This is a genomic window from Shigella flexneri 2a str. 301 (assembly GCF_000006925.2).
In the GTDB taxonomy this organism is placed as follows: Bacteria; Pseudomonadota; Gammaproteobacteria; order Enterobacterales; family Enterobacteriaceae; genus ECMA0423.
Genome location: NC_004337.2, coordinates 2,256,708 through 2,271,054, shown reverse-complemented (window position 1 = coordinate 2,271,054; position 14,347 = coordinate 2,256,708). Strand labels below are relative to the sequence as shown.

8 protein-coding genes, 3 pseudogenes and 3 other annotated features are annotated in these 14,347 nt (G+C 50.7%); of the genes and pseudogenes, 8 read left to right on the top strand and 3 right to left on the bottom strand.

The window, feature by feature from the left end; translation table 11 throughout:
- Positions 1-44: 44 nt before the first annotated feature.
- Both lysP and cirA read left to right on the top strand, forming a co-directional pair.
- Entirely contained in the window at positions 45-1,514 is a 1,470-nt protein-coding gene (gene lysP, locus SF2241) for a lysine transporter (protein ID NP_708053.1), read from the top strand.
- Positions 1,515-1,805: 291 nt separating this feature from the next.
- Positions 1,806-3,797: a sequence feature (Similar to Escherichia coli K12 outer membrane receptor for iron-regulated colicin I receptor; porin; requires tonB gene product gi: 1788478 (664 aa). BLAST with identity of 99% in 663 aa. This CDS contains an in-frame stop codon. The sequence has been checked and is believed to be correct.), on the top strand.
- Positions 1,806-3,797, top strand: a pseudogene (gene cirA / locus SF2240). Its footprint overlaps the feature before it by 1,992 nt.
- 31 nt (positions 3,798-3,828) lie before the next feature.
- Positions 3,829-4,667: a sequence feature (Similar to Escherichia coli K12 esterase gi: 1788477 (279 aa). BLAST with identity of 98% in 280 aa. This CDS ontains frameshift. The sequence has been checked and is believed to be correct.), on the bottom strand.
- On the opposite strand, the pseudogene yeiG reads toward cirA, so the two are convergent.
- Positions 3,829-4,667 (bottom strand): annotated as a pseudogene (gene yeiG / locus SF2239). (Overlaps the previous feature by 839 nt.)
- A 257-nt stretch (positions 4,668-4,924) precedes the next feature.
- Here yeiG and folE point away from each other — a divergent pair.
- The 6 genes from folE to mglC all read left to right on the top strand — a co-directional run bounded on the left by folE (position 4,925) and on the right by mglC (position 11,753).
- A complete protein-coding gene (folE, locus tag SF2238; protein NP_708052.1) occupies positions 4,925-5,593 on the top strand; it encodes a GTP cyclohydrolase I in 669 nt (222 codons plus the stop codon).
- Positions 5,594-5,609: 16 nt separating this feature from the next.
- Complete coding sequence (gene yeiB, locus SF2237) at positions 5,610-6,686, top strand: hypothetical protein (protein NP_708051.1); 1,077 nt, start codon at positions 5,610-5,612, stop codon at positions 6,684-6,686.
- 141 nt (positions 6,687-6,827) lie between these two features.
- A complete protein-coding gene (galS, locus tag SF2236; protein ID NP_708050.2) occupies positions 6,828-7,868 on the top strand; it encodes a DNA-binding transcriptional regulator GalS in 1,041 nt (346 codons plus the stop codon).
- Positions 7,869-8,147: 279 nt separating this feature from the next.
- Entirely contained in the window at positions 8,148-9,146 is a 999-nt protein-coding gene (gene mglB / locus SF2235) for a methyl-galactoside ABC transporter substrate-binding protein MglB (RefSeq protein NP_708049.1), read from the top strand.
- Positions 9,147-9,206: 60 nt separating this feature from the next.
- Complete coding sequence (gene mglA, locus SF2234; RefSeq protein NP_708048.1) at positions 9,207-10,727, top strand: galactose/methyl galaxtoside transporter ATP-binding protein; 1,521 nt, start codon at positions 9,207-9,209, stop codon at positions 10,725-10,727.
- 15 nt (positions 10,728-10,742) lie between these two features.
- On the top strand, positions 10,743-11,753 hold the full coding sequence (gene mglC, locus SF2233) for a methyl-galactoside ABC transporter permease (protein ID NP_708047.1): 1,011 nt from the start codon (positions 10,743-10,745) through the stop codon (positions 11,751-11,753).
- Positions 11,754-11,788: 35 nt separating this feature from the next.
- Positions 11,789-12,974, bottom strand: a sequence feature (Similar to Escherichia coli K12 oxidoreductase gi: 1788469 (414 aa). BLAST with identity of 98% in 395 aa. This CDS contains an in-frame stop codon. The sequence has been checked and is believed to be correct.).
- Here the strand turns inward: mglC and yeiA are convergent.
- Both yeiA and SF2231 read right to left on the bottom strand, forming a co-directional pair.
- A pseudogene (gene yeiA / locus SF2232) lies at positions 11,789-12,974 on the bottom strand. It overlaps the preceding feature by 1,186 nt.
- On the bottom strand, positions 12,962-14,200 hold the full coding sequence (locus SF2231) for a dihydropyrimidine dehydrogenase subunit A (protein ID NP_708046.1): 1,239 nt from the start codon (positions 14,198-14,200) through the stop codon (positions 12,962-12,964). The pseudogene yeiA and the gene SF2231 overlap by 13 nt, the downstream one beginning before the upstream one ends.
- Positions 14,201-14,347: the final 147 nt, after the last annotated feature.

Genomic DNA, 14,347 nt, shown 5'->3' with positions numbered 1-14,347 from the left:
TGCTACAATCGCGCCATCATTTTTAAGATGGATAGCATTTTTGTATGGGTTCCGAAACTAAAACTACAGAAGCGCCGGGCTTACGCCGTGAATTAAAGGCGCGTCACCTGACGATGATTGCCATTGGCGGTTCCATCGGTACAGGTCTTTTTGTTGCCTCTGGCGCAACGATTTCTCAGGCAGGTCCGGGCGGGGCATTGCTCTCGTATATGCTGATTGGCCTGATGGTTTACTTCCTGATGACCAGTCTCGGTGAATTGGCTGCATATATGCCGGTTTCCGGTTCGTTTGCCACTTACGGTCAGAACTATGTTGAAGAAGGCTTTGGCTTCGCGCTGGGCTGGAACTACTGGTACAACTGGGCGGTGACTATTGCCGTTGACCTGGTTGCAGCACAGCTGGTCATGAGCTGGTGGTTCCCGGATACACCGGGCTGGATCTGGAGTGCGTTGTTCCTCGGCGTTATCTTCCTGTTGAACTACATCTCTGTTCGCGGCTTTGGTGAAGCGGAATACTGGTTCTCACTGATCAAAGTCACGACAGTTATTGTCTTTATCATCGTTGGCGTGCTGATGATTATCGGTATCTTCAAAGGCGCGCAGCCTGCGGGCTGGAGCAACTGGACAATCGGCGAAGCGCCGTTTGCTGGTGGTTTTGCGGCGATGATCGGCGTAGCTATGATTGTCGGCTTCTCTTTCCAGGGAACCGAGCTGATCGGTATTGCTGCAGGCGAGTCCGAAGATCCGGCGAAAAACATTCCACGCGCGGTACGTCAGGTATTCTGGCGAATCCTGTTGTTCTATGTGTTCGCGATCCTGATTATCAGCCTGATTATTCCGTATACCGATCCGAGCCTGCTGCGTAACGATGTTAAAGACATCAGCGTCAGTCCGTTCACCCTGGTGTTCCAGCACGCGGGTCTGCTCTCTGCGGCGGCGGTGATGAACGCAGTTATTCTGACGGCGGTGCTGTCAGCAGGTAACTCCGGTATGTATGCGTCTACTCGTATGCTGTACACCCTGGCGTGTGACGGTAAAGCGCCGCGCATTTTCGCTAAATTGTCGCGTGGTGGCGTGCCGCGTAATGCGCTGTATGCGACGACGGTGATTGCCGGTTTGTGCTTCCTGACCTCCATGTTTGGCAACCAGACGGTATACCTGTGGCTGCTGAACACCTCCGGGATGACGGGTTTTATCGCCTGGCTGGGGATTGCCATTAGCCACTATCGCTTCCGTCGCGGTTACGTATTGCAGGGACACGACATTAACGATCTGCCGTACCGTTCAGGTTTCTTCCCACTGGGGCCGATCTTCGCATTCATTCTGTGTCTGATTATCACTTTGGGCCAGAACTACGAAGCGTTCCTGAAAGATACCATTGACTGGGGCGGCGTAGCGGCAACGTATATTGGTATCCCGCTGTTCCTGATTATTTGGTTCGGCTACAAGCTGATTAAAGGAACTCACTTCGTACGCTACAGCGAAATGAAGTTCCCGCAGAACGATAAGAAATAAGTTTCCTCCCTTCCTTGCTAAGCCCTCTCAACCGAGAGGGCTTTTTCAATTCCATTTCCCTGACAAATCATGCGGATATAAAATTTAACATTTGGATTGATAATTGTTATCGTTTGCATTATCGTTACGACGCAATCAAAAAAGGCTGACAAATCAGAGGCTGTTCCGGCTTTCTGGGATGATCACCTGCATACAAATAAGTCCACCGCGATGCTGCCGTACGCAAGGGGACGTAAAGAAGATGTGAGCGATACCCATTTTATTTTCGTAGTTACCTCATGGAGATATGGAATGTTTAGGTTGAACCCTTTCGTACGGGTCGGGCTGTGTTTGTCCGCTATTTCTTGTGCATGGCCTGTGTTAGCGGTCGATGATGATGGCGAAACGATGGTTGTCACTGCATCTTCCGTGGAACAAAATCTTAAAGATGCACCCGCCAGTATCAGCGTCATTACCCAGGAAGACCTGCAGCGAAAACCGGTACAGAATCTGAAGGATGTCCTCAAAGAAGTGCCTGGCGTACAACTGACGAACGAAGGGGATAACCGTAAGGGCGTTAGTATTCGTGGTCTGGACAGCAGCTACACCCTGATTCTTGTCGACGGTAAACGCGTTAACTCCCGCAATGCCGTCTTCCGCCACAATGATTTCGATCTGAACTGGATCCCGGTCGATTCCATCGAACGTATTGAAGTGGTTCGTGGCCCGATGTCGTCGCTATACGGCTCCGATGCGCTCGGCGGTGTAGTGAATATCATCACCAAAAAAATCGGTCAGAAATGGTCGGGTACCGTTACCGTCGATACCACCATTCAGGAACATCGCGATCGCGGTGATACCTATAACGGTCAGTTCTTTACCAGTGGACCATTAATTGATGGTGTGCTGGGAATGAAAGCTTACGGCAGCCTGGCAAAACGTGAAAAGGATGACCCGCAAAACTCAACGACCACCGATACCGGAGAAACGCCGCGTATTGAAGGATTCTCCAGCCGCGACGGCAATGTCGAATTTGCCTAGACACCGAATCAAAATCACGATTTTACTGCCGGATACGGTTTCGACCGTCAGGATCGTGATTCCGATTCGCTGGACAAAAACCGCCTGGAACGCCAGAACTACTGCGTCAGCCATAATGGGCGTTGGGATTACGGCACCAGCGAACTGAAATCCTACGGTGAGAAAGTCGAGAACAAAAACCCTGGCAACAGCAGCCCGATAACTTCCGAAAGCAATACGGTCGACGGCAAATACACGTTGCCGCTGACGGCGATTAATCAGTTTCTCACGGTTGGCGGTGAATGGCGTCACGACAAACTTAGCGATGCGGTGAACCTGACCGGGGGAACCAGCTCCAAAACGTCTGCCAGCCAGTACGCGCTGTTTGTGGAAGATGAATGGCGGATCTTCGAGCCGCTGGCGCTGACGACCGGCGTGCGTATGGACGATCACGAAACCTACGGTGAACACTGGAGTCCGCGTGCCTACATGGTTTATAACGCCACCGACACCGTAACGGTGAAAGGGGGCTGGGCGACGGCATTTAAAGCACCTTCTCTGTTGCAACTTAGCCCTGACTGGACGAGCAATTCCTGCCGTGGCGCATGTAAGATTGTGGGTAGCCCGGATCTGAAACCAGAAACCAGCGAAAGTTGGGAGCTGGGGCTTTACTACATGGGTGAAGAAGGCTGGCTGGAAGGGGGTGAATCCAGCGTTATCGTTTTCCGTAACGATGTGAAAGATCGTATCAGCATCAGCCGTACGTCTGACGTCAACGCTGCACCGGGCTACCAAAACTTTGTTGGTTTTGAGACGGGCGCTAACGGACGGCGCATACCGGTATTTAGCTACTACAGCGTTAACAAAGCTCGTATTCAGGGCGTGGAAACCGAACTGAAAATTCCGTTCAACGATGAATGGAAACTGTCGATCAACTACACCTACAACGATGGTCGTGATGTCAGCAACGGCGAAAACAAACCGCTATCCGATCTGCCGTTCCATACTGCTAACGGTACGCTGGACTGGAAACCGCTGGCGCTGGAAGACTGGTCATTCTATGTTTCTGGTCACTATACCGGGCAGAAACGCGCCGACAGCGCGACGGCTAAAACACCGGGCGGTTATACCATCTGGAATACCGGCGCGGCCTGGCAGGTGACTAAAGACGTCAAACTGCGCGCAGGCGTGCTGAACCTTGGCGACAAGGATCTCAGTCGTGACGACTACAGCTATAACGAAGACGGACGTCGTTACTTTATGGCAGTGGATTATCGCTTCTGATGAGAAGATGCCCGGCGAACCGGGCGGACTTTCACTTCAGTAAATACTGCGCATGGAAGCGCAGGTGATCCTCTATAAAAGAGGCGATGAAGTAGTAACTGTGATCATATCCCGGCTGAATACGCAGCGTCATCGGCCACGCTTTCTGGCGCGCGGCTTCTGCCAATACCGCAGGTTGCAACTGGTCGGCAAGAAACTGATCATTATCGCCCTGATCGATAAGCGTCGGGATCGCATCCTGCGCGTTACTGGCATACATCAGCGCGCAACTATCCCATTCCAGCATGCATTTTTGTCCTCACCTAAATAGGTGCTAAACGCTTTGATTCCCCACGGGACGCTGCACGGATTCACAATGGGCGCAAAGGCCGAAACGCTGGTGTATTTACCCGGATTTTTCAGCGCCATAATCAGCGCACCGTGACCACCCATTGAGTGACCGCTAATGGCGCAGCGGTCGCTGACATTAAATTGCGACTGAACCAGCGCCGGTAATTCATCGCGCAGATAATCATACATCCGGTAATGCGTCGCCCACGGCGGTTGCGTGGCATTAAGATAAAAGCCTGCGCCCTGGCCTAAATCGTAGCCATCGTCGTTGGCAACCTTTTCGCCGCGCGGGCTGGTGTCTGGCATCACCAGTACAATCCCCAGTTCCGCCGCTACCCGCTGGGCACCCGCCTTGGTGGTGAAGTTCTCGTCATTGCAGGTTAATCCGGAAAGCCAGTACAGCACTGGTGGCGGGGTGTGATCACGAGGGGGGGGGGGGAGAAAGATACTGAACGTCATCGGGCAGTTTAAGGTACTGGAGTCGTGTCGCCAGCGTTGCTGCCAGCCTTCAAAACAGCGGTGCTCTTCGAGCATTTCCATGCGTGGCTCCTTGTTGTGTTGTTTGCAATTTCTTCATCATACCGTTTATTCAATGTGCTGTGAGTAACTTTCACTTCCGTATTTGCATAACGATGTTTTAACATCTGCTGATGAAAGGCAGCGGCAATTACAATAATTATCGCTGTGAATACTGGATTATGTGCGCCGCCTCACGCACAATAATCAAGCTGTAAATCAGCTTAATAACTTTGCCCCCACGCAGGGTGGAGGCGTCACACCTGCAGGAGAAATCATAAATGCCATCACTCAGTAAAGAAGCGGCCCTGGTTCATGAAGCGTTAGTTGCGAGAGGACTGGAAACACCGCTGCGCCCGCCCGTGCATGAAATGGATAACGAAACGCGCAAAAGCCTTATTGCTGGTCATATGACCGAAATCATGCAGCTGCTGAATCTCGACCTGGCTGATGACAGTTTGATGGAAACGCCGCATCGCATCGCTAAAATGTATGTCGATGAAATTTTCTCCGGTCTGGATTACGCCAATTTCCCGAAAATCACCCTCATTGAAAACAAAATGAAGGTCGATGAAATGGTCACCGTGCGCGATATCACTCTGACCAGTACCTGTGAACACCATTTTGTTACCATCGATGGCAAAGCGACGGTGGCTTATATCCCGAAAGATTCGGTGATCGGTCTGTCAAAAATTAACCGTATCGTGCAGTTCTTTGCCCAGCGTCCGCAGGTGCAGGAACGTCTGACGCAGCAAATTCTTATTGCGCTACAAACGCTGCTGGGCACCAATAACGTGGCTGTCTCGATCGACGCGGTGCATTACTGCGTGAAGGCGCGTGGCATCCGCGATGCAACCAGTGCCACGACAACGACCTCTCTTGGTGGATTGTTCAAATCCAGTCAGAATACGCGCCACGAGTTTCTGCGCGCTGTGCGCCATCACAACTGATTAAAAGGCAGGAACCATGGAGCGCAACGTCACGCTCGATTTTGTTCGCGGCGTCGCCATTCTGGGGATCCTGCTATTAAACATCAGCGCCTTTGGGCTACCAAAGGCGGCTTATCTCAATCCCGCCTGGTACGATGCTATTACGCCGCAGGATGCATGGACCTGGGCATTTCTCGATCTCATCGGCCAGGTGAAATTCCTCACGCTTTTTGCGCTGCTGTTTGGTGCTGGCCTGCAAATGTTGCTGCCCCGTGGCAGACGCTGGATCCAGTCGCGGTTAACGCTGTTAGTCTTGTTGGGCTTTATTCACGGTTTATTGTTCTGGGACGGCGATATTCTGCTGGCTTACGGGCTGGTGGGGCTTGGCGTTTTGCTGTTATTGGGGCTGATTTCCGACAGCCAGACCAGCCGCGCCTGGACGCCGGATGCATCGGCTATTTTGTATGAAAAATACTGGAAGCTTCACGGCGGCGTTGAAGCGATCAGTAATCGTGCCGATGGTGTTGGCAACAGTTTACTGGCACTGGGCGCACAGTATGGCTGGCAACTGGCAGGGATGATGCTCATTGGTGCGGCGCTGATGCGCAGCGGCTGGCTGAAAGGGCAGTTCAGCTTACGTCACTATCGTCGTACTGGTTTTGTGCTGGTGGCGATTGGGGTGACCATTAACCTTCCTGCCATCGCCCTGCAATGGCAGCTGGACTGGGCGTATCGCTGGTGTGCCTTCTTACTTCAAATGCCGCGGGAACTGAGTGCGCCGTTTCAGGCGATTGGCTATGCGTCGCTGTTTTATGGCTTCTGGCCGCAATTGAGCCGCTTTAAGCTGGTGCTTGCGATCGCCTGCGTCGGACGGATGGCGCTGACCAACTATCTATTGCAAACGCTGATTTGTACCACGCTTTTTTACCACCTCGGTTTGTTTATGCATTTTGACCGCCTGGAGCTGCTGGCGTTTGTTATTCCGGTATGGCTGGCGAATATCCTCTTCTCTGTTATCTGGCTGCGTTACTTCCGCCAGGGGCCGGTGGAATGGCTCTGGCGTCAGTTAACTTTGCGTGCTGCCGGACCGGCAATATCTAAAACATCAAGATAACGATCTGGATTACATTCGTTAACAAAACGGCTGTAACCGTTTCCATTGCTGTGACTCGATTCACGAAGTCCTGTATTCAGTGCTGACAAAATAGCCGCCAGCAAGCAGTCATTTACTGCAATCTCATAACAGGTAGTGAATATGATCACCATTCGTGATGTAGCGCGTCAGGCTGGCGTCTCTGTGGCAACGGTTTCCCGGGTGCTCAATAACAGCACGCTGGTCAGTGCCGACACGCGTGAAGCAGTAATGAAAGCCGTGAGTGAGCTGGATTATCGGCCAAACGCCAATGCCCAGGCGCTGGCAACTCAGGTTAGCGACACCATTGGCGTGGTGGTGATGGACGTTTCTGATGCGTTTTTCGGCGCGCTGGTAAAAGCGGTGGATCTGGTCGCCCAGCAGCATCAGAAATACGTGCTAATCGGCAATAGCTATCATGAAGCGGAAAAAGAGCGTCACGCCATTGAGGTGTTAATTCGCCAGCGTTGTAATGCGTTGATTGTTCACTCAAAAGCATTGAGTGACGATGAACTGGCGCAATTTATGGATAACATTCCCGGTATGGTGTTAATCAACCGCGTTGTGCCGGGGTACGCCCATCGTTGCGTTTGCCTGGATAATCTCAGCGGTGCCCGAATGGCGACGCGCATGTTGCTGAATAACGGTCATCAACGTATTGGTTATCTTTCTTCCAGCCACGGCATTGAAGATGACGCCATGCGTAAAGCAGGCTGGATGAGTGCGTTGAAAGAGCAGGATATTATTCCGCCGGAAAGCTGGATTGGCACTGGTACGCCGGACATGCCGGGCGGTGAGGCGGCGATGGTTGAACTGCTGGGGCGCAATCTACAACTTACCGCTGTATTTGCTTATAACGACAATATGGCCGCTGGCGCACTGACAGCATTAAAAGATAATGGCATTGCGATTCCGTTACATCTCTCAATCATCGGTTTCGATGATATTCCCATCGCCCGTTACACCGACCCGCAATTAACGACCGTGCGTTATCCCATTGCTTCAATGGCTAAATTAGCCACCGAACTGGCCTTGCAGGGGGCAGCAGGCAATATTGATCCTCGTGCCAGCCACTGTTTTATGCCGACGTTAGTGCGTCGCCATTCTGTCGCAACGCGCCAGAATGCGGCGGCGATCACTAACTCAACAAATCAGGCGATGTAACCGCTTTCAATCTGTGAGTGATTTCACAGTATCTTAACAATGTGATAGCTATGATTGCACCGTTTTAATGTTGTAACCCGTATGTAACAGTGAATAATCACTTTCACCGAGGTAATAGCGTCATAACAACAATTAAAGCCGTTTTCTGGAGCGTTACCGGGCATGGAAGAACGAATTTTAAAAAGTGAGCTTCGGCGTTCAGTAACACTTCATTAACTCTACTGCCCCGCCGAGCATTTATCTCAAGCACTACCCTGCATAAGAAAAACCGGAGATACCATGAATAAGAAGGTGTTAACCCTGTCTGCTGTGATGGCCAGCATGTTATTCGGTGCCGCTGCACACGCTGCTGATACTCGCATTGGTGTAACAATCTATAAGTACGACGATAACTTTATGTCTGTAGTGCGCAAGGCTATTGAGCAAGATGCGAAAGCCGCGCCAGATGTTCAGCTGCTGATGAATGATTCTCAGAATGACCAGTCCAAGCAGAACGATCAGATCGACGTATTGCTGGCGAAAGGGGTGAAGGCACTGGCAATCAACCTGGTTGACCCGGCAGCTGCGGGTACGGTGATTGAGAAAGCGCGTGGGCAAAACGTGCCGGTGGTTTTCTTCAACAAAGAACCGTCTCGTAAGGCGCTGGATAGCTACGACAAAGCCTACTACGTTGGCACTGACTCCAAAGAGTCCGGCATTATTCAGGGCGATTTGATTGCTAAACACTGGGCGGCGAATCAGGGTTGGGATCTGAACAAAGACGGTCAGATTCAGTTCGTACTGCTGAAAGGTGAACCGGGCCATCCGGATGCAGAAGCACGTACCACTTACGTGATTAAAGAATTGAACGATAAAGGCATCAAAACTGAACAGTTACAGTTAGATACCGCAATGTGGGACACCGCTCAGGCGAAAGATAAGATGGACGCCTGGCTGTCTGGCCCGAACGCCAACAAAATCGAAGTGGTTATCGCCAACAACGATGCGATGGCAATGGGCGCGGTAGAAGCACTGAAAGCACACAACAAGTCCAGCATTCCGGTGTTTGGCGTCGATGCGCTGCCAGAAGCGCTGGCGCTGGTGAAATCCGGTGCACTGGCGGGCACAGTACTGAACGATGCTAACAACCAGGCGAAAGCGACCTTTGATCTGGCGAAAAACCTGGCCGATGGCAAAGGTGCGGCTGATGGCACCAACTGGAAAATCGACAACAAAGTGGTCCGCGTACCTTATGTTGGCGTAGATAAAGACAACTTGGCTGAATTCAGCAAGAAATAAGACTGATTGGGCGCAGTCGTTTACTGCGCCCTTATTGTATGGCCAACAAGGTAAAATTATATGGTCAGCTCAACGACTCCGTCTTCCGGGGAATACTTGTTGGAAATGAGCGGTATCAACAAGTCCTTTCCTGGTGTTAAGGCACTTGATAACGTTAATTTAAAAGTCCGGCCACATTCTATCCATGCATTAATGGGGGAAAACGGTGCAGGAAAATCGACATTATTAAAATGCCTGTTTGGTATTTATCAAAAAGACTCCGGCACCATTTTATTCCAGGGTAAAGAGATCGATTTCCATTCCGCCAAAGAGGCACTGGAAAATGGTATTTCGATGGTACACCAGGAGTTAAACTTGGTATTACAACGTTCGGTGATGGATAACATGTGGCTGGGGCGATATCCCACCAAAGGCATGTTTGTCGATCAGGACAAAATGTACCGCGAAACCAAAGCGATTTTTGATGAACTGGATATTGATATCGATCCGCGTGCGCGCGTCGGCACATTATCCGTTTCGCAAATGCAGATGATCGAAATCGCCAAAGCGTTTTCCTATAACGCGAAAATTGTGATTATGGATGAACCGACTTCTTCGTTAACCGAAAAAGAGGTCAATCATCTGTTCACTATTATTCGTAAATTAAAAGAGCGCGGCTGCGGTATTGTTTATATCTCGCATAAAATGGAAGAAATCTTCCAGTTATGTGATGAAGTTACCGTATTGCGCGACGGTCAGTGGATCGCCACCGAACCGCTGGCAGGACTGACGATGGACAAGATCATCGCCATGATGGTTGGGCGTTCTCTTAATCAGCGTTTTCCTGACAAAGAAAACAAGCCGGGCGAAGTCATCCTCGAGGTGCGTAACCTAACGTCACTGCGCCAGCCGTCGATTCGCGATGTCTCGTTTGATCTGCATAAAGGGGAGATCCTCGGTATTGCCGGGCTGGTGGGGGCGAAACGTACCGATATTGTTGAGACGTTATTTGGTATTCGCGAGAAATCGGCTGGCACCATTACGTTGCACGGCAAACAGATCAATAACCATAATGCCAACGAAGCCATAAACCACGGATTTGCACTGGTAACTGAGGAGCGCCGCTCAACGGGAATTTATGCCTATCTGGATATTGGTTTTAACTCGTTAATTTCCAATATTCGCAACTACAAAAATAAAGTTGGTTTACTGGATAACTCGCGGATGAAAAGCGATACCCAGTGGGTGATTGATTCGATGCGGGTAAAAACGCCGGGTCATCGGACGCAAATTGGTTCGCTCTCCGGTGGTAATCAGCAAAAGGTGATTATTGGTCGCTGGCTACTAACGCAACCAGAAATATTAATGCTCGATGAACCGACGCGCGGTATTGATGTCGGGGCGAAGTTTGAAATTTATCAGTTAATTGCCGAACTGGCGAAGAAAGGCAAGGGGATTATTATTATCTCCTCTGAAATGCCTGAGTTGTTAGGGATAACAGACCGTATTCTGGTCATGAGCAATGGTCTCGTTTCCGGAATTGTCGATACAAAAACAACAACGCAAAACGAAATTCTGCGTCTTGCGTCTTTGCACCTTTAAGATTAGGGGCTTCCCATGAGTGCGTTAAATAAGAAAAGTTTTCTTACTTACCTGAAAGAGGGCGGTATTTACGTCGTTCTTTTAGTTTTGCTGGCGATTATTATTTTCCAGGACCCAACATTTTTAAGTCTGTTGAACTTAAGTAATATTCTCACCCAGTCATCGGTGCGTATTATTATCGCGCTCGGTGTGGCAGGGTTAATTGTCACCCAGGGGACCGATCTTTCTGCTGGTCGTCAGGTAGGGCTGGCGGCAGTGGTGGCTGCGACATTATTGCAGTCCATGGATAACGCCAACAAAGTGTTCCCGGAAATGGCGACGATGCCGATTGCGCTGGTTATTCTGATTGTCTGTGCCATTGGTGCGGTGATCGGTTTGATCAACGGTCTGATTATCGCTTATCTCAACGTGACGCCGTTCATTACCACGCTCGGCACGATGATCATCGTCTATGGCATCAACTCGCTCTATTACGACTTTGTCGGGGCGTCGCCAATTTCTGGTTTTGACAGTGGCTTCTCTACCTTTGCTCAGGGCTTTGTCGCGCTGGGGAGTTTCCGTCTCTCTTACATCACCTTCTACGCGTTGATTGCGGTGGCGTTCGTCTGGGTGTTGTGGAACAAAACCCGCTTCGGTAAGAACATTTTTGCCATTGGCGGTAACCCGGAAGCGGCAAAAATATCTGGTGTCAACGTCGGCCTGAACCTGCTGATGATCTACGCGTTGTCTGGCGTGTTCTATGCCTTTGGCGGGATGTTAGAAGCCGGACGTATCGGCTCTGCCACCAACAACCTCGGCTTTATGTATGAGCTGGATGCTATCGCGGCGTGCGTGGTAGGCGGTGTATCGTTCAGCGGCGGTGTGGGGACGGTGATTGGCGTGGTGACCGGGGTAATTATTTTTACCGTCATCAACTATGGCCTGACGTATATCGGCGTAAACCCATACTGGCAGTACATCATCAAAGGGGCGATTATTATCTTCGCCGTAGCGCTGGATTCACTGAAATACGCGCGTAAGAAGTGATGTGATTGCGGATATTGCCGGATGCGTCTCTGGTTTTACAACGTTACCGGGTGTTCTTTCTCGCCTTTCTTAAACTTCACTTCCCCGAGCTCAATACAACCCACCGGGCAGACGTGACCACAAAGCAGACAACCCACACATTTCTCGGTATTACAATGCGGTGTGCGGGTTTTCTCGCTCCATTCCATCGCCTGGTGACCGCCGTCGTAACAGGAAATATAACAGCGTCCACAGCCAACACATTTGTCAAGATTGATACGGGGATAGACAATATAACTGCGGTCTAAATCTTCCGCCGGGACAATATTGTTATTCGCCAGACCTACCATCTCCTGCAACGAATCAAATCCCTGATCGGCGAGATAATGCGATAACCCGCTCGCCATATCTTCTACGATGCGATAGCCGTACTGCATAATGCCGGTGGTGACCTGTAACGTTGCTGCGCCGAGCAATAAAAACTCCGCCGCATCTTCCCAGGTTTCAATGCCGCCGATACCGCTGATTGGGAAATCGCGCAGTTCTGGATGGGTGCGCATTTGCTGAATGAAGCGCAGGGCGATCGGTTTTACCGCTTTACCGGAATATCCGGAAATACTCGATTTACCGTTAACGATCGGCATACCGATTTTCTGATTAAGATCGATATTGGTGATGGATTTAACGGTGTTAATTGCCGCAATGCCATCTGCGCCGCCGCGCTTCGCCGCCAGCGCCACTTCGCACATATCACCGATATTCGGCGTCATCTTCGCCAGCATTGGCAGCGTGGAACCCCGTTTCACTGCCCGACATCGCTACCCATCGCATGAGAAGTCATTTGCGGACAGGAGAAGTTACACTCGATCATATCCGCGCCAGCTGCTCCCATTGCTGCTCATTTTCCCCCATGATCGAAGCGATCAATACTTTGTCCGGGTAATCTTCCTTCAGCCGACGCAGGGCGGTCAGATTCTCTTCCAACGGATGTTCAGCAATCTGCTCCATATTTTTGAAGCCGATAAAACCGGTATCTTCTTTCACCAGATGATCAAAACGCGGCGAGACTTCGTTGGCGATAAAAAAGCCGATCGTTTTAAACACCACACCGCCCCAACCTGTGTCGTAGGCTTTGGCACACATCTCATAGCAGTTGCCTACCGGCGAAGAAGAGAGGCAGAACGGGTTGGGAAAGTTCACGCCGCAAAAAGTAATCGAAAGATCTTTCGTTAACATGAGCAAGCTCCCTCTAAATAGTGATGAATCGCCTCGGCGGCTTCTTTCCCGGTTTTCACGGCATAGACCACGGTTTTGTCACCCTCAACAATATCGCCAGCAGCAAAGACTTGCGGATCGCGGGTCTGATAATTTTGTGTTTTGATGGTGTTACGCTGCTGCTCTAACTCCGCAAAGGCATCCAGTCTGGCATGCTGACCGACGGCGAGAATAATTTTATCTGCCGCCATCGTCAGTTCGCCTGATAACCGTACATGCTTAAACGTGACTTTATTGCCTTCCACGGCTACTGGCGTGAATCCATCGATGATCGAAACGCCCAGCTCCCGGGCGCTGGCAAACTCTTTTTCGCTTGCCGGAAACTCATCTAACTCTTCACGTGCTACGCAAGTTACCGCCTGACAGCCGAGAACTTTCAGCGTGCTGGCTACGTCCATCGCGACATCACCGCCGCCGATAATTAATGCGCTTTGTGGAATGCTGATATCGCCTTGCGCCTGTCGTACACGTTGCAGGAAGTCGACGGCAATCTCAACGTCGCTATGCTCAAACAGCGGTAGCCCGGAACCGCTTGATAACCCCACGGTGACCAGTACCGCGCGGTTTTCCGCTTTCAGTTGCTCCAGGGTGAGTGTTTTACCGATTTCGTTATTGCACTTAATGGTCACGCCCATTTTTTCAATACGGGCGATCTCTGCATCCAGCACTGATTGCGGTAACCGGAATTGCGGAATACCGTTACGCAACCAGCCACCGGGGTGCGCTTCTTTCTCATAAATCGTGACGTCATAACCCTGGTTTGTCAGTGTCACACTGGCCTGCAATCCGGCAGGACCTGCGCCAATAATCGCGACTTTGCCGAGCGTTTTAGTACCGGGCTGATAAATTTCCATCCCGGTTTGTTGTTCAAAATCAGTAACAAAACGCTGTAAGCGGCCGATATCAATGGGAGCATCAACACCGGCACGGGTACAACCGCTTTGGCATAATTTCTCCGTCGGGCACACTCTGGCACAAACGGCACCGAGGGCATTATTTTCGCGAATTGTCTCGGCAGCGCCTTTAAAATTACGAAAGTAGATTGAGCGAATAAATTTCCCCGGATCGGTCTGTGCCGGGCAAGCCTGACTACAGGGAGCGTCGTGACATAATAAACAGCGAGAGGCTTCTTTAATCGCCAGTAACGGCGTAAAAGCCGGAGTGAGTTCATCCAGATAATTTTGTTGCGGCATGTGATCTTCCTTAATGCTATGAGTAATTATGGCGAACGCTAAATAAATATTGCGTGCTGATATTAAGGCTATGCGCGTGGGGAAATTTAAGCTGTGAAAGGATTCACAAATAGCTGCGGTTCAGAATGTTATATCCGCAGCTTATTG

Bases quoted from the DNA above. Each gene is read 5' to 3' on its own strand.
- folE (NP_708052.1), top strand. From the start codon at position 4,925: ATGCCATCACTCAGTAAAGAAGCGGCCCTGGTTCATGAAGCGTTAGTT.
- mglC (NP_708047.1), top strand. From the start codon at position 10,743: ATGAGTGCGTTAAATAAGAAAAGTTTTCTTACTTACCTGAAAGAGGGC.
- mglB (NP_708049.1), top strand. From the start codon at position 8,148: ATGAATAAGAAGGTGTTAACCCTGTCTGCTGTGATGGCCAGCATGTTA.
- yeiB (NP_708051.1), top strand. From the start codon at position 5,610: ATGGAGCGCAACGTCACGCTCGATTTTGTTCGCGGCGTCGCCATTCTG.
- lysP (NP_708053.1), top strand. From the start codon at position 45: ATGGGTTCCGAAACTAAAACTACAGAAGCGCCGGGCTTACGCCGTGAA.
- mglA (NP_708048.1), top strand. From the start codon at position 9,207: ATGGTCAGCTCAACGACTCCGTCTTCCGGGGAATACTTGTTGGAAATG.
- SF2231 (NP_708046.1), bottom strand. From the start codon at position 14,200: ATGCCGCAACAAAATTATCTGGATGAACTCACTCCGGCTTTTACGCCG.
- galS (NP_708050.2), top strand. From the start codon at position 6,828: ATGATCACCATTCGTGATGTAGCGCGTCAGGCTGGCGTCTCTGTGGCA.